Here is a 21,711-nt window from a genome sequence, read left to right as displayed (position 1 = left end):
GCCACGCATGTGAGCCTTTAAACCAGTCCGCAGAATTCGAATCCACCCGTTAGGGGGAGAGTGCGTTGGGCAATGGTTGGCGCACGTTCAGACGCCGCATGATAACACCGGATGTCTCCGAGACGTCGCTGGACAAGCGCGGTTTCCACAAGAAGAGCCCGGCCGCTCAAGAATTGCTGGAGACCGTCGGTGAGAAATTCCTGCTCGGCTACGCGCACGCGGTCGAAGCACGTTCCGTCGGCCAGGCGGAAGAATGGCTGGAACGTATTCCGGTGAAATACCGCGGCTTCGCCTACGAAGGTGCGGGAATGGGTTACGGAATGCTGGACGGCCTGCCCGGTGGGGGTCGCGGGCACATCGCGGACTTCCTCGCCGGTCCCGGCGAGAAGCACGACTACATCATCTACGTCGGCGTCGGCTGGGCGATGGCGCGGCTGCCGCGCTTCCGCTGGCCGTCCGCCGAGGACTTCGACCCGTTGCTGCGCTGGCTGGTGCTCGACGGGTACGGGTTCCACCAGGCCTACTTCAAGACGGCGAAGTACGTCGACGGGCAGTTCCAGGACCCCGACTTCACTTGGCCCGCAGGCAACAACGGCTACTCACTGCGGGCGATCGACCAGGGCATCGGCCGGGCGCTGTGGTTCATCTGCGGCACCGACGTCGATCTCGTCACCGACACGGTCGCGCGATTCCCCAAGCGGCGCCACGGTGACCTCTACGCCGGGATCGGGCTCGCCTCGACCTACGCGTGCGGTGTCACTTCCGACGAACTGCTGAAGCTGGCCGAGTTCGCCGGTGAGCACCGGGGAAACCTGGCCCAGGGCAGTGCTTTCGCCGCCGAAGCCCGCGTTCGCGCCGGGCTGCTGATCCCCGAGACCGAGGTCGCCACGCAGGCGATCTGCGGGCTGCCGGCCGAGCGCGCCGCGGCCATCACCCAGGAGGTCCGCCCGGCTGTGGTGGTCGACGGGGAACTCCCGCATTTCGAAACCTGGCGACAGCGCATCGCCGCCGAGGTACTCACTTCTGGAGGTGCAGGTAAATGACCGCGACCTTGGGCTGGCTCCGCAAGCAGCTTGCGGGCATCGTGGCGCTGTTGCTGATGGCGGGACTTTTCGTGGTGGCTCAGCTGCCCACGGTCTCGACCGCCGAGGCGGACACCATGGCCTCGAAGTACGCGTTCGAACCCCTGACGATCGCCTTGCCGGAAGCGGCCAAGAGCCAGTCGATCCGCACGGTGAACAAGGAGTACGAGCACATCCGTGCCTGGATCTCCTCGGTCGGCGCCGCGATCGCGGTCAACGACCTCGACGGCGACAAGCTCGCGAACGACCTGTGCTTCGTGGACCCGCGCAGCGACCAGCTGGTGATCACCCCGACGCCGGGCAAGGGCGGCGACCGGTACAAGCCGTTCGCGCTCGACGCGGCGCCGCTGCCGATGGGCAAGTACATCGCGCCCATGGGTTGTGTGCCCGCCGACTACAACGAGGACGGCCGGGTCGACCTGCTGGCCTACTACTGGGGCCGCACCCCGATCCTGTTCCTCTCGAAGCCGGGCGCGACCAAGCTGGAGCCGTCGGCCTACGAGCCGGTGGAACTGGTGCCGGGCAACAACTCCAAGAACGGCGAGTACGCCGGTCCACTGTGGAACACCAACGCCGCCTCGGTCGGTGACTTCGACGGCGACGGCCACCAGGACATCTTCATCGGCAACTACTTCCCCGACAGCGCGGTGCTGGACGACCGCGTGAACGGTGGGGTCGAGATGAACAAGTCGATGTCCCACGCCGACAACGCCGGTGGCAAGTACATCCTCCGGTTCACCGGTGCCACCCAGGGCGCGAAGCCGTCCGCGACGTTCGCCCTCGACGACAAGGCCATCCCGGCCGACTCGCAGGGCGGCTGGTCGCTGGCGGCCAGCGCCACCGACGTCGACGGCGACAACCTGCCGGAGCTCTACATCGGCAACGACTTCGGTCACGACCGCCTGCTGTACAACAAGTCCCGCCCCGGCCACGTCGAATTCGCCGAGGTGAAGGGGATCCGCGGGGCCAACGAGCCGAAGTCGAAGGTGCTCGGCAACGACTCCTTCAAGGGCATGGGCGTCGACTTCGCCGACCTCGACCACGACGGTCTCTACGACCTGTACGTCAGCAACATCACGACGTCCTGGGGTATCGAGGAAAGCCACTTCCAGTTCATGAACACCGCCAAGGACACCGCGGATCTGCGCGGCCGTCTGCAGGGTGGCGAGGCGCCGTGGGTGGACCGCAGCGCCCAGGCCGGCACCGCGTGGTCCGGCTGGGGCTGGGACGTGAAGATCGCCGACTACAACAACAGCGGCGAATCGGTGATCACGCAGGCGACCGGCTTCGTCAAGGGTGATGTCAACCGCTGGCCGCAGCTGCAGGAATTGGCCACGTCGAACGACGAACTGCTGAAGCACCCGTACTTCTGGCCGAACATGGTCGCCGGTGACGACGTCGGTGGCGACCACACCCTGCACTTCTGGGCCAAGGGCTCCGACGGGCGCTACACCGACCTGGCCCCGCGCCTCGGTCTCGCGGTCCCGGTGCCCACCCGCGGTATCGCCACCGGTGACGCCGACGGTGACGGCAAGCTCGACTTCGCCGTGGCCCGTCAGTGGGAGCAGCCGATCTTCTACCACAACGTCAGCCCCGACTCCGGTTCGTACCTGAACCTGAAGCTGGTGCAAGACAAGGCTTCGGCCGACGGTCCGCTCAAGGCGGCGGGCACCGCGGCGATCGGCGCGCAGGTCACCGTCATCACCCCCGACGGCAAGAAGTACATGGACCGTGTCGACGGTGGCAGTGGCCACTCCGGCAAGCGCAGCCACGAGATCCAGATCGGGCTCGGCAAGGTCACCGGTCCGGTGAAGGTCCACCTGCAGTGGCGCGACCTGACCGGGCAGATCCGCACGCAGGAAGTCCAGCTGACCCCGGGCAACCACACGTTCCAGCTCGGCGCTCAGGCTAAGGAGAAGTGACCGTCATGGCTGAGCAGACACTCACCGCACCGAAGAGCAACAAGACGATCACGGCGCTGCGCCGGTTCGCGATCTCGATCACCGTCTTCAACATCATCGGCTACACCGTGCTCGGTTTCGAGCAGCCCTACACCTATCCGTTCATCGCGCTGGCGACGGCGTACACCACCGAAATCCTGCTGGAGATCATCGGGGCCCGCGTGCAGGGCCGCGACGTCCGGTTCCGCGGCAACGGGTTCAAGGGGCTGTTCGAGTTCCTGCTCCCCGCGCACATCACCGGTCTCGCGCTCAACATGCTGACCTACGTCAACGACCAGGTGCTGGTCATGATGTTCGGCGTCGTGGTCGCCGTCGGCGCCAAGTGGGTCCTCCAGGCCCCGGTGCGCGGACGGCTCCGCCACTACATGAACCCGTCGAACTTCGGCATCACGATCATCCTGCTGGTGTTCCCGTGGGCGAGCATCGCGCCGCCGTACCACTTCACCGAGCAGGTCGACTCGTGGGTCGGCTGGCTGATCGTCGGCATCATCATGATCTCGGGCACCGTGCTCAACGCGATGCTGACCCAGCGGATGTGGCTGATCGGCGCGTGGCTCATCACCTTCGCGCTGCAGGCGATCATCCGGGGCCTGGTGTTCGACACCGCGATCCCGGGCGCGCTCGGGATGATGACCGGGGTGGCGTTCGTGCTGTACACGAACTACATGGTCACCGACCCGGGCACGACGCCGTCGAAGCCCGCGTCGCAGGTCCTGTTCGGTTCGGGAGTGGCGCTGGCGTACGGGTTCTTCATGGTCGTGCACGTCGCCTACGGCCTGTTCCTGGCGACCGCCCTGGTCTGCCTCATCCGCGGGATGTTCCTGTGGGGCCTGCACTTCTCCAAGAAGGCAGGAGAAAAATGGGAGGCCGAGCAGGCGAAGTCGGCCGAGGTCACGACCTTGCCGAAGCCGGCCGAAAAGCCGGAAGCCGAAGAAACCGGGGCCGTGGCGGCATGACCACCGGTGCGGAAACCACCCGGGGGGCGCGTCTCGCGCCCCCCGGGCCGCCGCGCCGAGCGACTTTCGGTCTGCTGAAGAAGCTTTTCACCGACCGGCTGGCGCTCATGTCGGATTCGGCGGAGGCGCACGGGGACGTCGTCCGGATCGCGATCGGTCCGAAGACGATGTACCTGGTGAACCACCCCGAACTGGCGAAACACGTGCTCGCGGACAACGCGGCCAACTACCACAAGGGAATCGGCCTCCAGGAGGCCAGGCGGGCGCTCGGCGACGGGCTGCTCACCAGCGACGGCGACGTCTGGAAGAAGCAGCGCCGGACCATCCAGCCGGTGTTCCAGCCCAAGCGGATCGCACGGCAGGCCTCGGTCGTCGCGAACGAGGTCGAAGGTCTCGTGAAACGCCTGCGCGACACCAAGGGACCGGTCGAGATCCTGCACGAGATGACCGGGCTGACCCTCGGCGTGCTCGGCAAGACCCTGCTCGACGCGGATCTCGGGGGGTTCACCTCGCTGGGGCATTCGTTCGAAGCCGTGCAGGACCAGGCGATGTTCGAAGCGGTGACGCTGAGCATGGTCCCGGAATGGGCGCCGCTGAAGAAGCAGCGGCGGTTCCGTGAGTCGCGGGCCGACCTCCGCCGTATCGCCGAGGAACTCGTCGAGCAGCGGCTGGCGAACCCGGTGGACAACGGCGAGGACATGCTTTCGCGCCTCATCGCCACCGACGGGACCCGCGAGCAGATGCGCGACGAGCTGATCACCCTGCTGCTGGCCGGGCACGAGACGACGGCGAGCACGCTGGGCTGGGCGTTCCACCTGCTCGACGAACATCCCGACGTCGCGGCGAAACTGCGTGCCGAGACGGACCAGGTCCTCGGCGACCAGCTGCCCACGCACGAGGATCTGCACCGGTTGCCGTACACGGCGCGGGTCGTCGAAGAGGTCATGCGGCTGTACCCGCCGGTGTGGCTGCTGCCGAGGGTGGCGCAGGCCGACGACGAGATCGGCGGCTACCACGTCCCCGCCGGTTCCGACGTCGTCGTCGTGCCCTACACGCTGCACCGGCATCCGGCGTTCTGGCCGGAGCCGGAGAAGTTCGACCCGGACCGGTTCGATCCCGACCGGCCGAGCGGACGGCCCCGGTACGCCTACATCCCGTTCGGCGCCGGGCCGCGGTTCTGCATCGGCAACAGCCTCGGCGTGATGGAGGCCGTTTTCGTGCTGACGATGGTCCTGCGGGACCTCGAACTCAGGAAGCTCCCCGGCTACGACGTGGTTCCCGAGGCGATGCTGTCGCTGCGGGTCCGCGGCGGGCTGCCGATGACCGTGCACACCAGGAACAGGAGGTAGGTTCCGTGGATTCGGACGAACAGGTCAAGGTGTCCACTTTGGAGGCCTACGCGGACACGATCTTGCCGGGGGAGAAGCGGTTCCCCGACGACCACGCGATCGCCGGCGCCTCGCCGGGGCCGGGCGCGGTCGTGGCGGGCGCGCTCGAACTGCTGCACACCGAGGCGACCGGGGTGACCGTCGGGCTGCCGTATCTGGCGCAGTCCCTCAACGATCACGCGAAGGTCTACGCCAAGGAACAGGACCTCACGCTGGACGAGGCGCTGCCTCCGTTCGTCGCACTGTCCTTCGCGGACAGGACGGCGCTGGTGCGGCAGCTGACCGCGCCGGGGCATCCGGAGAAGGACGGCTGGGTCAGCCTCGCGTTGTTCTGCAACATGTCCTTCGACAGCGCGGCGCACAAGCACACCGCCGAAGCCATCGCCGAAGGCCACCCCGGTCTGCTGGCGATGGGCTACACCGCGCCGGACGAGGACGGCCTGTGGCGGTTCCCGAAGTTCTCCTACCGCCGCGAAGTGGCGCGACTCCACCCTGACACCACGCCTTCCGGGAGCCCCGCATGACTGCCTACGACAAGACCGACGTCGTCATCGTCGGCAGCGGGTTCGGCGGGTCCATCCCCGCCTACCACCTGGCGGCGGGTGGCGCGAAGGTCACCGTGCTGGAACGCGGGCCGTGGCTGGAGGCCAAGGAGTTCGAGCACGACTACCTGCTCGGCTCGTCCTACACCAGGGCGTTCGACTTCGTCGTCGGTGACGGCATGAGCGTGCTGGGCGGCAACTGCGTCGGCGGCGGCAGCGTGGTGTACTTCGCCGCGATGCCGCGCGCACCGAAGTTCGTCTTCGAGCGCCACGGCAGCATCGGCCGCCGCATGTGGCCTTCGGTGCTGACCCGGGACACCCTGGAGCCTTGGTACGACCGGGTTTCGGATTCCCTTCCGGTGTCCACACAGGACTGGAACGATGTGTCTTACGCGGGCGGCCTGTGGGGAGCGCTCTGCGACCACTCCGGCCGGACAGCCAACCCGGCGCCGGTCGCGGTGGACAACGACCGGTGCGTGAACTGCAACTTCATGATGGCGGGCTGCCGGTTCGACGCGAAACGCTCGCTGCTGACCAACTACCTGCCCGCCGCGCTCGCGCACGGCGCGAAGATCCGGCCGCTGCACGAGGTCCAGCGGATCGAGCGCATCGACGACGGCGATTACCGCGTGCACTTCAACGTCGTCGACGACTCGGACTACCGGGTGCAGTCCGGCAGCGGGACGATCGACGCGAAGGTCGTCATCATCGCCGCCGGCGCCGGGGCGACCCCGGTGATCCTGCAGCGTTCGGAGTCGGCGCTGGGCACCATGCCGCACGGCGTCGGCCGGTACTTCTCGGGCAACGGTGAGCGGCTCAACACCGCCATCATCAACGAAGAGCGGGTCCGCGAGGTGCTCGGGCTGTCCCGTGAGGACGGGAAGGTCTACGAGGCCAACCACATCGGCAAGGGCCCGACCGTGGCGAACTGGGACAAGCTCGACGGCTCGCTGCCGGAGTACGAGCGATATTCGCTGGAGCAGCTGTACTTCCCGCCCGGACTCGGCACGATCCTCGCGCAGGTGCCCGATGGCGACGAACCTCGCTGGTTCGGGGCGCAGAAGAAGGAGATCCTCAAGAAGTGGGCCTCCTGGCTGACCATCTTCCTGATGACCGAGGACGACAACGAAGGCGTCTTCGGCGCGCCGCCGCCCACCGGCAACGCGTACCGCATCTCGCAGCAGATGCTCGGCCGCGGCCCGCTGAAGTACGACCCGACGCCGAACACCCTGCACGGCTGGTCGCTGGCCGACGCGGAGTGCAAGGAGATCCTGGAGAAGGACGGCCTGGCGAAGGTCGCGCCGTGGACCAACGACGTCGTCGGCGCGTACACCGTGCACCCGCTGGCCTCGTGCCGGATCGGTGACGACCCGGAGACCTCGGCGCTGCACCCGAACCACGAACTCCGCAACCACCCCGGGATCTTCGTGACCGACAGCGCTTCCGTGCCGGGCGCGCTGACGGTGAACCCGGCGATGACGATCGCGGCGCTGGCCGAACGGTCGGTGCCGGGGATCGTGCGGGCGCTGCAGGCGCGTGGCGTCGACGTCTCCTACGGTGCTCCGGCTCCCGACGGTTCCATCACCGGGCGGCGGGCGGTCAGCAAGCTGTCGCTGGTGGCCGGGAGCTGATCATGGCGCCCAAGCTGGTGCGGCTCGCACTGCGGCGGGTGTCGCGCGAAGTCCGGTACGTCCGGCCGGTTCCGTTCGGCCGGGCGTCCGGGCTCGTGCGTGACGTCTACCGTCAGCTGGAACGGGACTTCGGGATGCTGGCACCGCCGGTGGCGCTGCATTCGCCGTCACCGGCGGTGCTCGCGGCGAGCTGGGTGATGCTGCGGGAATCGCTGGTGGCGGCGGGGGAGACGAGCCGGGCGGACCGGGAAGTCGTCGCCTCCCTGGTGTCGCAAGCGAATTCGTGTCCCTACTGCGTCGAGGTCCACGGGATGGCGCTCGACTCGCTCGGGCGGTCTTCGGAGGCTTCCGAAGACCCGCGCTCGTCGGACTCTTTGCCGGCTTCCGCTCGCGCGGAGCTGACCGCGGTCGCTTTCACGTTCCACTATCTGAACCGGGTGGTGAGCGTGTTCCTCGGGCCGTCGCCGCTGCCCCCGTCCGTGCCGGATTCCGCACGGGCGAAGGCGAAAGCGGTGCTGGGGCGGTTCCTGCGGCCGGTGATCGATGCTCCACCGGGCCAGTCGCTGGAGTTCCTGCCCGCCGGCTCCCGGGACTTCTCCTGGGCGGCGGGGAATCCTGTGGTCGGGGAGGCCTTCTCGCGGGCTTCCGCGGCGTTCGGATCGCTGGCGGTCTCTCCGGCCGTGCGGGATGTCGTGGCCCGGGAACTGTCCACTTGGGATGGTTCGCCGCCGGGGTTGAGCCGGTCTTGGGTGGACGCTTTCGACGATCCCGCGACCCGGTTGGCCTTGGTGGTCGCGAAAGCGCCTTACCAAGTGGACGACGGTTTGGTTTCGGCCGCCGGATTGGGTGATCGGGAACTGGTCGAACTGGTGGGGTGGGCGGCTTTCGCCGCCGCCGCGCACCGCGTCGAGCCCGTCCCCGTTCGCGATTAGTCCGCTGAACGCGGTGGTCCCGGCCGCCTTCAACAACATGAGAGAAGACTCTTCACCCTGCTCCGGGTCATGCTTGACCGGACTGCAGATGCGGACGGTTGCCGGGTTTCTGGCGCCGGGACCGGATTCCATGACTTGAGTGGTTGAGAGCTAGGGGAGTGCGGTGGCATGAGCGTTGAGCGGATTTCGATTGTCGGTATCGGTCTCCGATACCCGGACGCCGGTTCCCCGGATGAACTGTGGGAGAACGTCCTCGCCGGCCGTCGGGCGTTTCGGAGACTGCCCGACGAGCGGATGAACCGCGAGGACTACTACTCGCCCGACCCGAAGGCTCCGGACCGTTTCTACGCCCAGAAGGCCGCGGTCCTCCGCGACTACGAGTTCGACCGGATCAAGTACAAGGTCGCGGGCAGTACGTTCCGCTCGACCGACACCACGCACTGGCTCGCCCTCGACGTCGCCGCGCAGGCCTTGGCGGACGCGGGTTTCCCCGAGGGTGACGGGCTGCCCCGCCCCGCCACCGGCGTGGTCATCGGCAACAGCCTCACCGGTGAGTTCTCGCGTGCCAACATCATGCGGCTGCGCTGGCCGTACGTGCGCCGCACTGTCGCGGCCGCGCTCGCGGAGCGAGGCTGGGCGGAGGGCGACACCGCCGAGTTCCTCCACGATCTCGAAGCGCAGTACAAGGCGCCGTTCCCGGAGATCGACGAGGACTCGCTCGCGGGCGGGCTGGCGAACACGATCGCCGGCCGTGTCTGCAACTTCTTCGACTTCGGCGGCGGCGGGTTCACTGTGGACGGTGCCTGCTCGTCGTCGCTGCTTTCCGTGGTGACCGCGGCGAACGCGCTTTCCGAAGGTGACCTCGACGTCGCCGTCGCGGGCGGTGTCGACTTGTCGATCGACCCGTTCGAGGTGATCGGTTTCGCGAAGACCGGCGCGCTCGCCAAACGTGAGATGAAGGTCTACGACGCCGATTCCAACGGCTTCTGGCCCGGCGAGGGCTCCGGCATGCTCGTGCTGATGCGCGAGGACGACGCGATCGCGCAGGGTAAACGGATCTACGCCTCCATCGGCGGCTGGGGTGTGTCCTCCGACGGCAAGGGCGGCATCACGCGGCCCGAGGCGTCGGGTCACCGCCTCGCGCTCAAGCGGGCCTACGACAAGGCGGGCTACGGCGTCGAGACCGTTTCCTACTTCGAGGGCCATGGCACCGGGACCGCGCTGGGCGACGCCACCGAGATCGAGGCGCTCTCCACCGCCCGCCGCGACGCCGACCCGCTCGCCGACCGTGCCGCGCTGAGCACGATCAAGGGCAACATCGGCCACACCAAGGCCGCGGCCGGGGTCGCCGGGCTGATCAAGGCCACCCTCGCCGTGTACCACCAGGTCATCCCGCCCGCGACCGGCCACTACGAACCGCACGAGTCGCTCGTCGGCGACTCGGCGCGGATGTACGTCCCGGCCGAGGCCGGGCTGTGGCCCACGGACCATCCGGTCCGCGCGGGTGTCTCCGCGATGGGCTTCGGCGGCATCAACTCGCACGTCACCGTCACCGAAGCGCCGGGTGCGGCGCGGCGCAAGGAACTCGACGAGAAGACCCGGACGCTCGTCGCCGGACGGCAGGACAGTGAACTGCTGCTGTTCGACGCCGACGACGCCGCGTCGCTGCGCGGTCAGGTGACCGGGCTGCTGGAGGTCGTGCCGAAGCTTTCGTTCGCGGAGCTCGCGGACCTCGCCGGCACGCTTTCCGCGGAACTGTCCGGAAAACCGGTCCGCGCGGCGATCGTCGCGAGCAACCCGGAGGATGCCGAGCGCAAGCTCTCGAAACTCCTCGACCTCCTCGGCGAGGGGGAGCCGGAGGTCTTCTCCGCCAGCGAAGGCATCTTCGCCAGCTCCCGCTCGAAGGACCCGAAGATCGGCTTCCTGTTCCCCGGTCAGGGTTCCGGGCAGGGCACGGTCGGCGCGGTGCGCAAACGCTTCGCCCACGCGGACGACATCTACCGCGCCGCGGGCCTGTCCACCGGCGCCGACCAGGTCGCCACCGACGTCGCGCAGCCGCGCATCGTCACCGGATCGCTCGCCGGGCTCCGTGTCCTCAAGAGCCTCGGCATCGAGGCGAGCACAGCCGCCGGGCACAGCCTCGGCGAGCTGACCGCACTGCACTGGGGTGGCGCGCTCACCGAACGCGAAGTCCTCAAGCTGGCCAAGATCCGCGGCAAGGTCATGGCGACCGCGAGCGACGGAAACGGTGCCATGGCGGGGATCGCCGCCACACCGGGTGTCGCCGAGCGGCTCGCCGAGGGCGAAGAGGTCGTCATCGCGGGCTACAACGCTCCCGAGCAGACCGTCCTTTCCGGACCCGCGACAGCGATCGACAGGGTGATCTCCCGTGCCCGCGCGGAGGGCTTCACCGCCACCCGTATCAACGTCTCGCACGCCTTCCACTCGCCCGCGGTCGTCCCGGCCGCCGAGGCGATGACCGAGGAACTCGCCGCGTTCGGCTTCGCCCGGCTCGACAGGCCCGTCGTGTCCACGGTGACCGGTGACGTCCTGCACGCCGCCGAGGACCTGCGTGATCTGCTGCGCGACCAGGTGGTCCTGCCGGTGCGCTTCCGTGAGGCGGCCGCGAAGGTCGCCGAGCGTAGCGACCTGGTGATCGAGGTCGGCCCCGGCCGGGTGCTCACCGGGCTGTTCGGCGAGATCGCGCCCGGTACGCCGGTACTCGCGATCGACACCGACAGCCCGACACTGGCCGCGGTACTGAAGGTCGCCGGTGCCGCGTTCGCTTTCGGCGCCCCACTGGAGACCTCCGCGCTCTTCACCGGCCGCGTCGTCCGGACCCTGCCGGTCGATGGTGTCTTCAACTTCCTCGCCAGCCCGTGTGAGGCCGCGCCGTCCATCGGCGCGGAGTTGGCCCGCGACCGCGTCGCCGGGTCTGCCGAAGCCGCCACCGGGGAAGCTTCGGAAAACGGGGGCAGCAGCACGCTCGACCTGCTGCGCAAACTGGCTTCCGAGCGGGTCGAACTGCCGCTCGAAGCGGTCACCGCCGACACGCATCCGCTCGACGACCTGCACCTTTCGTCGATCACCGTCGGCCAGCTGGTCAACGACGTGACCCGCGCGCTCGGCCGCCCGGCGCTGGAGGGCATGCCGAACTTCGCGACCGTCTGTCTCGGGGAACTCGCCGAGATGATCGACGAACTCGCGCAGACCGCCAAACCCGCCGACAGCAACCAGGCCGAGGTCGCCGGTGTCGGACCGTGGGTCCGGCCCTTCGCGGTCGAGTACGTCGTCGCGCCGAAGCCGGCGCCCGACCTGACACCCGGCATTTCCACCGCCGAGTGGACGGCGTTCGCCCCGGACGGCCATCCGCTGGCGGAACCGCTGCGCGCGGCGCTGGCAGGAGCGGGGGTCGGCGACGGCGTCCTCCTGTGCCTGAACGAGGACAGCGACGCGAGCGACGTCGGACTGTTCCTGGACGCGGGCCGCGCGGTGCTGGCCGCGCCCAACGGCACGCGGTTCGTCGTGGTGCAGCACGGCCTCGGCGCTTCCGGCCTGGCGAAGACGCTGCGGCTGGAGGACCCGTCGGCCCGCACCACGATCGTCGACCTCGCCGACGTCAACCCTGTCGACCCCGAAGCCGTCGGCGCGGCGGTGTCCACTGTGGTCACCGAAGTCGCGGCGACGAACGACTTCAGCGAAGTCCGCTACGACACCGCCGGTGTCCGCACGGTACCGAAGCTCGGCGCCCTGAAGCCGTCCGAGGCCGAAGGGACCCCGCTGGGCACGGACGACGTCCTGCTCGTCACCGGTGGCGGCAAGGGCATCACCGCGGAGAGCGCCTTGGCGCTGGCCAAGGACTCCGGCGCGAAACTGGCGTTGCTGGGCCGGAGCGATCCGGCCGACGACGCCGAACTGTCGGAGAACCTCGGGCGCATGGCGGCGGCGGGCATCACCTACCGCTACGAGCGCGCCGACGTCACCGCCGCTCAGCAGGTGGCCGACGCGATCGGCCGGATCCAGGCCGAGTTCGGCCCGGTCACCGCGGTCCTGCACGGCGCGGGCCGCAATGAGCCCGCCGCGCTGTTCTCCCTGACCGAGGAGACCTTCCGCAAGACCCTCGCGCCGAAGATCGGCGGCCTCAACGCCGTCCTCGACGCCGTCGACAAGGACAAGATCAAGCTGCTGGTCACCTTCGGCAGCATCATCGGACGGGCGGGCCTGCGCGGTGAGGCGCACTACGCCACGGCCAACGACTGGATGACCGAACTGACCGTGCGCTTCGGCCGCGAACACCCCCAGGCACGGGCGATCGCGCTGGAATGGTCGGTCTGGTCCGGGACCGGGATGGGCGAAAAGCTCGGTGTCGTCAGCGCTTTGATGCGCGACGGCATCACCCCCATCCCGACCGAGGAGGGCATCGAGATCCTCCGCCGGGTCGTCGGCGATCCGGCCGCCCCGTCGGTACTGGTCGTCTGCGGCCGTACCGCGGGGCTGGCCACCCTGCCGGTGGAGAAGCGCGAACTGCCGCTGACCCGCTTCGTCGACCGGGCGGTCGTGCACTACCCGGGTGTCGAGCTGATCACCGAGGCCGACCTGTCGGCGGGCAGCGACCCGTACCTGGCCGACCACCTGCTCGACGGTCAGCTGCTGTTCCCGGCGGTGATCGGGATGGAGGCGATGACCCAGGTCGCCAAGGCCGCACTGGCCGTGGAAAGCCTGCCGGCCCCGGTGTTCTCCGACGTCGAGTTCCTGCGCCCGATCATCGTCTCGCCGGGTGGCTCGACCACGATCCGGCTCGCCGCGCTGGCCAGGGACGCCGAAACGGTGGACGTGGTGCTGCGCAGTGGTGAGACCGGGTTCAGCGCCGATCACTTCAGGGCCCGGCTGACGTTCTCCCGGCCGGATCCGCTCGGCGAGACGGTCGTCCGCGACGTCGCGCTGCCGCCGGTCCCGGTCGACCCGACGACCGAGCTGTACGGCACGGTTCTCTTCCAGGGCAAGCGGTTCCAGCGGGTCACCGGCTACCGGCGGGCGAGCGCGCGGCACGCGGTCGCGGAGATCGCGACCGGCGCGAAGGTCGACTGGTTCGCGCCGTTCCTCCCGCAGGAACAGCTCCTGGCCGACCCGGGCACCCGCGACGCGATGATGCACGCGATCCAGTGCTGCGTCCCGGACGCGACCCTGCTGCCGCAAGGGATCGAGCGGCTGTACCTGGCCGAGCCCGGCGAGCAGGACCCGGAGTACGTGCTCCTCGACGCCCGCGAGCGTTCGCAGGACGGCGACAGCTACCTCTACGACCTCGACGTCCGCAACCCGGACGGGAAGCTCGTCGAGCGGTGGGAGGGGCTGAAGCTGCGCGCGGTGCGCAAACGCGACGGCGAAGGGCCCTGGGTCCCGTCGATGCTCGGGTCCTATTTGGAGCGTTCGATCGAACGGCTGCTCGGCTCGTCCCGTGCGATCGTCGTCGAACCGGACCCGGTGGGAGTTTCCGTCGAAACCACGCCGGAAAGGCGGGCGCAGACGGCCTTGGCCGCCGGCCGCGCCGTCGACACCCCGCTCGAGATCCGCTACCGCCCGGATGGGAAACCGGAGGCCGACGGGGTCGAGGTGAGCGCGTCGCACAGCGCCGACCTCACCCTGGCGATCGCGGGCACCGGCCGGATCGCGTGCGACGTCGAGACGGCGATCGAACGAACGGCGGAGGACTGGGCGGGCTTGCTCGGCGAGGATCTGCTCTCGGTGGGCGAACTGCTCGCCGCGGACGCCCGCGAGCCGCTTTCCGTCGCGCACACCCGGGTCTGGAGCGCGCTGGAATGCGTGCGCAAGACCGGCGACATGACACAGGCGCTCACCGTGCACCGGGTCGACCCGGACGGCTGGGCGGTGCTTTCCCACGGCAGTGCCCGCATCGCCACCTGGGTGACGACCGTCAACGACCGGACCGATCCCGTCGTCTTCGCGGTGCTCCAGGGAGAGGAGAACTGACATGGCCGACTACTACGAGATCCTTCACACGGTCGGGTTCGAAGAGACCAACCTGGTCGGCAACGTCTACTACGTGAACTACGTGCGCTGGCAGGGCCGGTGCCGCGAGATGTTCCTGAAGGACAAGGCTCCCGCGGTGCTCGAAGAGGTCCGTCACGACCTCAAGCTGTTCACGCTCAAGGTCGACTGCGAGTTCTACGCGGAGATCACCGCGTTCGACGAGCTGTCCATCCGGCTGCGGCTGGAAGAGCTGACCCAGACCCAGATCCAGTTCACCTTCGACTACGTCCACCTCACCGACGAGGGCGAGCGGCTGGTGGCCCGCGGACGGCAGCGGATCGCGTGCATGCGCGGCCCCAACACGGCGACGGTGCCCAGCCGGGTACCCGAGCAGCTGCGTGAGGCGCTGGCCCCGTACGCGGTCGATCGCAAGGGAGAGTGACGTGGGCACAGAGGACGAGCCCAAGCGGCCGGTGCTGAAACGCCTGCCGACACCCGCCTCGCGGCGCCGGTTGTCCGCGCAGGCCGGGCTGCGGGAGGTGATGGGCCAGTTCGCCACCGGGGTCACCGTGCTGACCGCCGGGGGCGAACGGGCCCACGGGATGACCGCCAACGCCGTCACCTCCGTGTCGCTGGAACCGCCGATGGTGCTGTGCTGCGTTTCCCGCGCGGCCCGGATGCACGAGGCGATCGTGACGGCGGGCTCGTACGCGGTCACGGTGCTGGCGTCGGATCAGAAGGACCTGGCGAAGTACTTCGCGGACTGGCGCCGCCCGGCCGGGCTCGCGCAGTTCGACTCCGTGGACTGGACGGCGGGGCCGCAGACCGGCGCCCCGCTGCTCGACGGCGCGCTGGCATGGCTGGAATGCGAGCTGGCCGAGGTCCACGAAGGCGGTGACCACTCGATCTTCCTCGGCCGGGTGGTCGCCTCCAGCCGCGGTACCGCGCAGGAGTCGCTGGTCTTCTACAGCGGTGGCTATCACCAGATCGACGGCCGGGTACGGGCATCGGCCTAACGGGAGAGGAACTGTCATGACCGTCAACGAATCCGCCACGCCCGCTCCGGAGCTCTCGCCCGAGCGGCCGCCGGTGGTCACCACGATGCCCCGGCTCGGACGGGGGGTGTGCTGGCGCGACATCGTGCGCGAGATCGAACTCGACGAGCTCGAGCGCGAGACCCGCCTCAAGGAGGCGGCGTGACCCTGCAGGGCGATCCGGGCGCCCAGCGCACGGAGGACTCCGAGGTGGTGCCGCTGCCGGAAGACCGGCTGCGGCGCCCCCGGCTCCCGAGGGCGACCGACGGGCAGGTGATCCCGCTCGCCCGCGGCGCCGAACCGGTGCATCCGCCGGAGCCGACGATGCCGTTGCTGCGCACCCAGCGCGACGAGCTGCGCGAGCATATCGTCGACGGACGGCTCGACGGCGTCCGGCGGCAGCACTCGCTCGGCAAGCACACCGCGCGCGAACGGCTGGATCTGTTGCTGGACCCCGATTCCTTCACCGAGGTCGAGCTGTACCGGCGGCATCAGGCGAGCGGGCTCGGGCTGGCGGAGAACCGGCCGTACACCGACGGCGTCGTCGCCGGCTCGGGCACCATCGACGGACGGCGTGTGTTCGTCTACGCGCAGGACTTCACCGTCTTCGGTGGTTCGCTCGGCGAGGCGCACGCGGCGAAGATCCACAAGGTGATGGACCTGGCCGTCGCCACCGGGTCGCCGCTGATCGGGCTCAACGACAGCGGGGGAGCGCGGATCCAGGAAGGGGTCATGGCGCTCAACGGCTACGGCGGCATCTTCCGCCGCCAGGTCGAGGCGTCCGGCGTCATCCCGCAGATCAGCGTGGTGCTCGGACCGTGCGCGGGCGGGGCGGCGTATTCGCCCGCGCTCGCGGACTTCGTCTTCATGGTGCGCGACACCGCCCGCATGTACCTGACCGGGCCGGACGTCGTCGAGACCGTGACCGGGGAACGCGTCAGCCACGACGAACTGGGCGGCGCGGACGTGCACGGCGCGTCGTCCGGCGTGGCGACCGTGGTGCACGACGACGAGGAGAGCTGCCTCGCCGACGTCCGCTACCTGGTGTCGCTGCTGCCGTCGAACTACCTGGAGCCCGCGCCGCGCGAGCCGTCGCAGGACGCGGGCAAGGACCGGCGGCCCCGGTTCGCGGAACTCGTCCCCGTGGAGCCGAACAAGCCGTACGACATGCGGGACGTCTTCGCGGAGCTGACCGACGACGGCGAGTTCTTCGAGCTGCACGAGCGGTGGGCACAGAACGTGCTGTGCGCGCTCGCCCGGATCGACGGACGCGTGGTCGGCCTGGTCGGCAACCAGCCGGTGGTGTTCGCCGGCGTGCTCGACGGCCCCGCCTCGCAGAAGGCGGCGCGGTTCGTGCGGTTCTGCGACGCGTTCAGCATCCCGCTGGTGACCCTGGTGGACGTCCCCGGCTTCCTGCCCGGCGTCGAGCAGGAGCATTCCGGGATCATCCGGCACGGCGCGCAGTTGCTGCACGCCTACTGCGAGGCGACCGTGCCGCGGATCCAGGTCATCCTGCGCAAGGCCTACGGCGGCGCGTACATCGTGATGGACTCGCGGTCCATCGGGACCGACCTGTCGCTGGCGTGGCCGACCAACCAGATCGCCGTGATGGGCGCCGAGGGCGCGGTCAACGTGCTGTTCCGCAAGGATCTCGCCGCGGCATCGGATCCGGACGCGCTGCGCGCGCACCTGGTCGCCGAGTACACCGAGGAGTTCATGAACCCGCAGTACTCGGCCGAGCGCGGGCTGGTCGACGACATCATCGACCCGGCCGACACCCGCTCCACCGTCGCCAGGGCGCTGGACATGCTGCAGGACAAGCGAAAGGCTGCGCCCCAGCGCAAGCACGGCAACCACCCGATCTGAACGGGGGAACCATGTCACCGTCCGGAAAGGACAGTGCGCCGGTCTTCCGGGTCCTGCGGGGGGACCCGGAAGACGCCGAACTGGCGGCGCTCGTCGCCGTCTTCACCGCGCTCGCCACGTCCGCGTCCGCCGCGCCTCCGCCCGCCGCGCCCGCGCGGCAGGCCTGGTCGCCGCTCGCCGCCGCGACCTGGCGCACCTCCACCCTGCGCTGATTCGGGCGACACGCGTGACTAGACGGGCGACACGCGTGACTAGACGGGCGACTCGCGTGTCGCCCGTCTGATCACGCGTGTCGCCCTTTTCGTGCCGCGCTCACGGCCGGTCCCGCTGCTCGGGGACGGCGGGGTCGGGCCACGACAGGCCCAGCAGGTCGACGTCGAGTTCGTCGTCGGCGTAGATCTCGTACGGGTCGAGGCGCTCGGTCATGGCGTGCTCCTTGGCTTTCCGGGTACCACAAGAGCACTACCGGAAGGGCCTTACCGGCGACTCGATTTTTGCTCACCGGCGTCTCCAGCCACCTCCGAGCGCACCACGATCGGCTTCCGATCGGACGGGGCCATCCTTGGTTGTCAAGTGAGCTCTTCATCGAAGGCCGGGAGGAACGTCATGACGGCACAGGTGCGAATTTGGGTCGTGACCGATGATTTCGACCCGCGCGGGCTCGCCGAGGCCGCCCCGGTGGCGTTCGTCCCGGAGCCGAGGCAGCCGGCGGAAAACGAGTTCCCGGCCGAGCACATCGTCCTCGGCTACAACTAGCGGACCTGAGCCGCGACCAGCGAAAACAGCAAGGACAAAGAAGACCATCGGGTATCCCGCGCGAGAGAATGAACTTCGCCCGCGACCCGGAAAGACCTCGAGGAGGCCTTCGGATGGCTATGCGCCTCCAGCTCACGTCGGGTTTGCAGGTGCTGGAAGAATGGGCGATCAACGCCCCGCAGGCCGAACGCAATGTTATCTACGAAGCTCTTTTCGCGGTAGCCGACGGATCCGCTTTTCTCATCTACGACATTTTCGGAGACGGCCGGGATCCGCATCAGTTCATTATCCTGGTGAAACACGATCTGGTCATCCGGATCGGGCTCAGGCGATCCGATTCCTCGTTCGAGATCGTCTATATCGGGGCGCTGGAGCACGGTACACCCGCCGCCGTGTGGGCCGAGGACTCCGACGGCTCCTGACCTGCCTGGCGGGTGGGTGAGACCGAAAAGACCTGGTCGCATACCGCTGAACGGACCAGCGGCGTGACTTGTACCGGCAGCCTTTCGCGCCAGTGGATCATGCGTTTCTCATCTTGACACCGTCCAGTTCGGCGTGAAATTCTTCCCGTGTTTGCGGATTGGGAAACAGCGCCGGTTCGGAATTGCGGTTATCGAGATCTGGAGGCATGAAAGATGTCGTCACCTGAATTCCCGGGATTGGACGTTTCCACGCGGGTACGCGCGCGTGACATCCAGATGGCCGGGGTCGCCGACGTCCGCCGCCGGGTGCTGATGATCTCCGGGGCGATCGACACCACCGAGCACGACGTCTCGGTGAGCGTCAACCTGCCGGAGCCGGGGCGCTGGCAGGTGATCAAGTCCGAGACCAACCTGACCGACAAGACCTGGGTCGCGATGCAGGTCGTCACCGACGAGGATTCGACCTTCGTCGACGACGCCGAGACCCTCGTGCTTTCCCGGCAGTTCTCGAAGTCGTTCATGACGCCGGACCAGCGCCGCCTCACCTTCTACGACGGCGAGGTCCGCCCCGGCGAGGCCGTGCTGAAGGTGTACTCGCTGGACGCGGGCGGCCGGAAGCCGACCTACTCGTACTCCCGCTACAGCCCGATCGCGACCGACACCGCCGAGCAGTCCCAGCAGACACTGGACGAACTGATCAGCAACGGGATGAAACAGCGCCCCGTGATCGAGCTGATCGTCCCGGTGACCGTGATCGGCTGAGCACGCCGGTGATCACCTTCGTCCCGGAACCCCAGCTGCTCGAATCGCCGCGCGGACGGGAGTGGCCGGTGCTCCCGGCCATCCGCGCCGCCGTCACCCCCGATCCGCCGCCCGGCGCCGACGTGGTCATCGTCGGCGCGGGCCCGGCCGGGCTCGCGGTCGCTTCCGCGCTGTGGCACCACGGCGTCCGCGACCTCGTCGTCGTCGATCGCGACGGCCGTCCCTGCGGCCGGTTCTTCGACCGCGTCGACCTGCTCGGCCAGCGCGTGCTGCGGTCGCCGTACGAACACCACCCCGGCGTCGAGGGCTACCGCGACTGCGAACTGCTGGACTTCGCCCGGCTGCACTGGTCGGTGCTGACCCCGGTGGAGCGCCGGGAGATCCGGATGGCGCAGGCCGGGCACCGCTCCGTCGTCCCCGTCGACGTCTTCGAGGCCTACTGCCGTCATCTGGCCGCGAGCCATCACGTCACCGAACGGACCTGGCGCGGTTCGGTCCGCGAGGTGCTGCCGACGTCGGACGCGGTCACCGTGCGCGCCGACCGGTTCTCCGTCACCGCGCGCCACACGGTGTTGTGCCTCGGCGAGGAGCGCCGGTCCGCACCGGACACCTGGTGGGGCGGCGGCTATCCGCCGCGTGGCGTGAGCTACTGGGACGAACCCGTTCCCCCCGGTGGAAAGCGGCTCGCCGTCGTCGGTGCCGGCCTCACCGCCGCGCATCTGATCTCCACCGGGCTCGCCGAAGGCCGCGAAGTGCACTGGGTGGTTCGCGAAGCGGGCGAACGCTACCAATGCGCCGACGTCAACTCGTCGTTCTTCCGCCCGGAAGGCCGCGCCCGCTTCGACGGCGTGAGCTGGTCCGACCGGCTCGAACTGATGGGCCGCTTCCGGCGCGCGTCGATCATGTTCGAGTTCCGGCCGATGCTCGAAACGGCCGAAGCCGAAGGGCGGCTGGTCGTGCATCGCGGCAAGGCGATCACGAAGGTGACCCCGGGCGTCGGCCTTCACCTCGAAGACGGTTCGCGCGTCTCCGTGGACCACGCCGTCCTGGCGCTCGGCACCACGCCGTCGATCGGTGACGGCCTGATGCCCGACGACGCCGTTCTCGACCGCGGCGGCTGGCCTCAGCTGGACGAGCGCACCTTCGCCTACGTCGGCGCGCCCCGGGTCTTCGCCGTCGGCGCGGCCGCGGGGATGGCGCTCGGCCCGGCCGCCCGCAACATCGACGGCCACCGCGTCGCCACCGCCCGGGTCGCGGCCGCCGTCGCCGAGAACCTGCGCCGGGACACCCCGCAGCGGGTGGCCGCCAAGGACGTCGCCCGTGTCTGAGCCCTACGACTCCCGATTCACCCTGCCCTCGATAGACGACTCGCCGTCGACGGAGTCGGGGGTGATCCTCATGGGCCTGGACGCCGGACGGCTGCTCGCCGGCGTCGGGCTGGCCCGGCTCGCCGATGAGCCAGCGCTGGTCGCCCTCGCCGTGGACCAGGCCCGGCACGACGCGCTCGACCTGGGCATGGACGCGCTGGTCGAAGCCGGGATCATCCGCTGGCGCGCGGTCCGCCCGCTGATCGAAGCAGGTCCGGAGATGACAACGGCCGGTTCCCTGCGCAGAGAATGGGAACACGCCGCCGCGCGGGTCACCGCCACGGTGACCGGGCTGGGACCGGCGTCGGTGGCGTGCCTCGCGGCCTGCTGGCTGCGTCGCGACGACGTCGACGCCATGGCCGAGCTCGCCGGACGCGGGCGGGCGCCGGAAAAGGGGAGCGGTACCAACGATGTCCTATCTCGGGTCTTTGCCGACTGACGCCACCTTGCTGCAGGTCTTCCAGAAGTTCCCGGCCCCGGCGTCGAAACTGCTGGACTTCCACGAACTGATCATGCGGGCGCAGTCGGCGTTCGACGCGGGGCAGCGGGAGCTGATCGCGGCCTACGTCTCCGGCGTCAACGATTGCCGGTACTGCCACGGCGTCCACACCGTCACCGCGGAGGCTTTCGGTGTGCCTGAAGGACTTCTGGCCGCCGCGCTGACCGACCTCGGCTCCTCGCCCGTGGACGAACGCATGAAGCCCGTGCTGGCCTACGTGGGCAAGCTGACGCGGACGCCGTCGCTGATGACCGACGCCGACGCGGAAGCCGTGTTCGCGGCGGGCTGGGACGAGGCCGCGCTGCACGACGCCGTGCTCGTCTGCGCTCTGTTCAACTTCATGAACCGGATGGTCGAGGGACTCGGGATCCGCGCCGACGCCGCTTACGCGAAGACCTCGGGCGTGCGGCTGAAGGAAGGCGGGTACGCCGGCCTGGCGCGCCTGCTCGCCGGGTGACTACGCCATCCAGGTGAGGAACACGGTCAAGTGACCACAAGCCGTCACCGTGCCCCGTTGGGCTCACT

General features: G+C 69.2%; 19 protein-coding genes. All 19 read left to right on the top strand.

Annotation, left to right across the window (positions count from 1 at the left end; translation table 11 throughout):
- The first annotated feature begins 65 nt into the window (after window positions 1-65).
- The 19 genes from ACFOSH_RS04205 to ACFOSH_RS04115 all read left to right on the top strand — a co-directional run bounded on the left by ACFOSH_RS04205 (window position 66) and on the right by ACFOSH_RS04115 (window position 21,643).
- Window positions 66-1,043, top strand: coding sequence for a DUF1702 family protein (locus ACFOSH_RS04205; RefSeq protein WP_378237304.1), 978 nt, complete (start codon window positions 66-68; stop codon window positions 1,041-1,043).
- On the top strand, window positions 1,040-3,004 hold the full coding sequence (locus tag ACFOSH_RS04200) for a CRTAC1 family protein (protein WP_378237303.1): 1,965 nt from the start codon (window positions 1,040-1,042) through the stop codon (window positions 3,002-3,004). Before ACFOSH_RS04205 ends, ACFOSH_RS04200 begins: the two co-directional genes overlap by 4 nt.
- Before the next feature lie 5 nt (window positions 3,005-3,009).
- A complete protein-coding gene (locus ACFOSH_RS04195) occupies window positions 3,010-3,999 on the top strand; it encodes an enediyne biosynthesis protein (protein ID WP_378237302.1) in 990 nt (329 codons plus the stop codon).
- Entirely contained in the window at window positions 3,996-5,348 is a 1,353-nt protein-coding gene (locus ACFOSH_RS04190; RefSeq protein WP_378237301.1) for a cytochrome P450, read from the top strand. Before ACFOSH_RS04195 ends, ACFOSH_RS04190 begins: the two co-directional genes overlap by 4 nt.
- Window positions 5,349-5,353: 5 nt before the next feature.
- A complete protein-coding gene (locus tag ACFOSH_RS04185) occupies window positions 5,354-5,911 on the top strand; it encodes a DUF5987 family protein (RefSeq protein WP_378237300.1) in 558 nt (185 codons plus the stop codon).
- A complete protein-coding gene (locus tag ACFOSH_RS04180) occupies window positions 5,908-7,560 on the top strand; it encodes a GMC family oxidoreductase N-terminal domain-containing protein (protein ID WP_378237299.1) in 1,653 nt (550 codons plus the stop codon). Before ACFOSH_RS04185 ends, ACFOSH_RS04180 begins: the two co-directional genes overlap by 4 nt.
- Window positions 7,561-7,562: 2 nt before the next feature.
- Window positions 7,563-8,492 (top strand): carboxymuconolactone decarboxylase family protein, encoded by a 930-nt coding sequence (locus tag ACFOSH_RS04175; protein WP_378237298.1) that lies wholly within the window; start codon window positions 7,563-7,565, stop codon window positions 8,490-8,492.
- A gap of 168 nt (window positions 8,493-8,660) precedes the next feature.
- On the top strand, window positions 8,661-14,480 hold the full coding sequence (locus ACFOSH_RS04170) for a type I polyketide synthase (protein ID WP_378237297.1): 5,820 nt from the start codon (window positions 8,661-8,663) through the stop codon (window positions 14,478-14,480).
- A gap of 1 nt (window position 14,481) precedes the next feature.
- Entirely contained in the window at window positions 14,482-14,922 is a 441-nt protein-coding gene (locus ACFOSH_RS04165) for an acyl-CoA thioesterase (RefSeq protein ID WP_378237296.1), read from the top strand.
- A gap of 1 nt (window position 14,923) precedes the next feature.
- Entirely contained in the window at window positions 14,924-15,496 is a 573-nt protein-coding gene (locus ACFOSH_RS04160) for a flavin reductase family protein (RefSeq protein ID WP_378237295.1), read from the top strand.
- 16 nt (window positions 15,497-15,512) lie between these two features.
- A complete protein-coding gene (locus ACFOSH_RS04155; protein WP_378237294.1) occupies window positions 15,513-15,680 on the top strand; it encodes a DUF6222 family protein in 168 nt (55 codons plus the stop codon).
- 158 nt (window positions 15,681-15,838) lie between these two features.
- Window positions 15,839-17,380 carry an acyl-CoA carboxylase subunit beta gene (locus ACFOSH_RS04150; RefSeq protein ID WP_378237317.1) on the top strand — a complete coding sequence of 514 codons (1,542 nt, stop codon included), beginning with the start codon at window positions 15,839-15,841 and terminating at the stop codon, window positions 17,378-17,380.
- A gap of 11 nt (window positions 17,381-17,391) precedes the next feature.
- Window positions 17,392-17,592, top strand: a complete 201-nt coding sequence (locus tag ACFOSH_RS04145; protein ID WP_378237293.1) for an acyl-CoA carboxylase subunit epsilon — start codon at window positions 17,392-17,394, stop codon at window positions 17,590-17,592.
- A 421-nt stretch (window positions 17,593-18,013) separates the two neighbouring features.
- Complete coding sequence (locus ACFOSH_RS04140; protein WP_378237292.1) at window positions 18,014-18,136, top strand: hypothetical protein; 123 nt, start codon at window positions 18,014-18,016, stop codon at window positions 18,134-18,136.
- A 113-nt stretch (window positions 18,137-18,249) separates the two neighbouring features.
- Window positions 18,250-18,558 carry a DUF6235 family protein gene (locus tag ACFOSH_RS04135; protein ID WP_378237291.1) on the top strand — a complete coding sequence of 103 codons (309 nt, stop codon included), beginning with the start codon at window positions 18,250-18,252 and terminating at the stop codon, window positions 18,556-18,558.
- A gap of 276 nt (window positions 18,559-18,834) precedes the next feature.
- On the top strand, window positions 18,835-19,320 hold the full coding sequence (locus ACFOSH_RS04130; protein ID WP_020629598.1) for a DUF6423 family protein: 486 nt from the start codon (window positions 18,835-18,837) through the stop codon (window positions 19,318-19,320).
- A gap of 8 nt (window positions 19,321-19,328) precedes the next feature.
- Complete coding sequence (locus tag ACFOSH_RS04125) at window positions 19,329-20,648, top strand: NAD(P)-binding protein (protein WP_378237290.1); 1,320 nt, start codon at window positions 19,329-19,331, stop codon at window positions 20,646-20,648.
- A complete protein-coding gene (locus ACFOSH_RS04120; RefSeq protein WP_378237289.1) occupies window positions 20,641-21,126 on the top strand; it encodes a DUF6187 family protein in 486 nt (161 codons plus the stop codon). Before ACFOSH_RS04125 ends, ACFOSH_RS04120 begins: the two co-directional genes overlap by 8 nt.
- Window positions 21,098-21,643, top strand: a complete 546-nt coding sequence (locus ACFOSH_RS04115) for a carboxymuconolactone decarboxylase family protein (protein ID WP_378237288.1) — start codon at window positions 21,098-21,100, stop codon at window positions 21,641-21,643. The genes ACFOSH_RS04120 and ACFOSH_RS04115 overlap by 29 nt, the downstream gene beginning before the upstream one ends.
- The last annotated feature ends 68 nt before the right edge of the window (window positions 21,644-21,711 follow it).

Source organism: Amycolatopsis speibonae, from assembly GCF_042647925.1.
Classification (GTDB): Bacteria; Actinomycetota; Actinomycetes; order Mycobacteriales; family Pseudonocardiaceae; genus Amycolatopsis; species Amycolatopsis speibonae.
The sequence above is the reverse complement of the archived record's forward strand: the minus strand, read 5'-3'. Positions and strand labels throughout refer to the sequence as shown.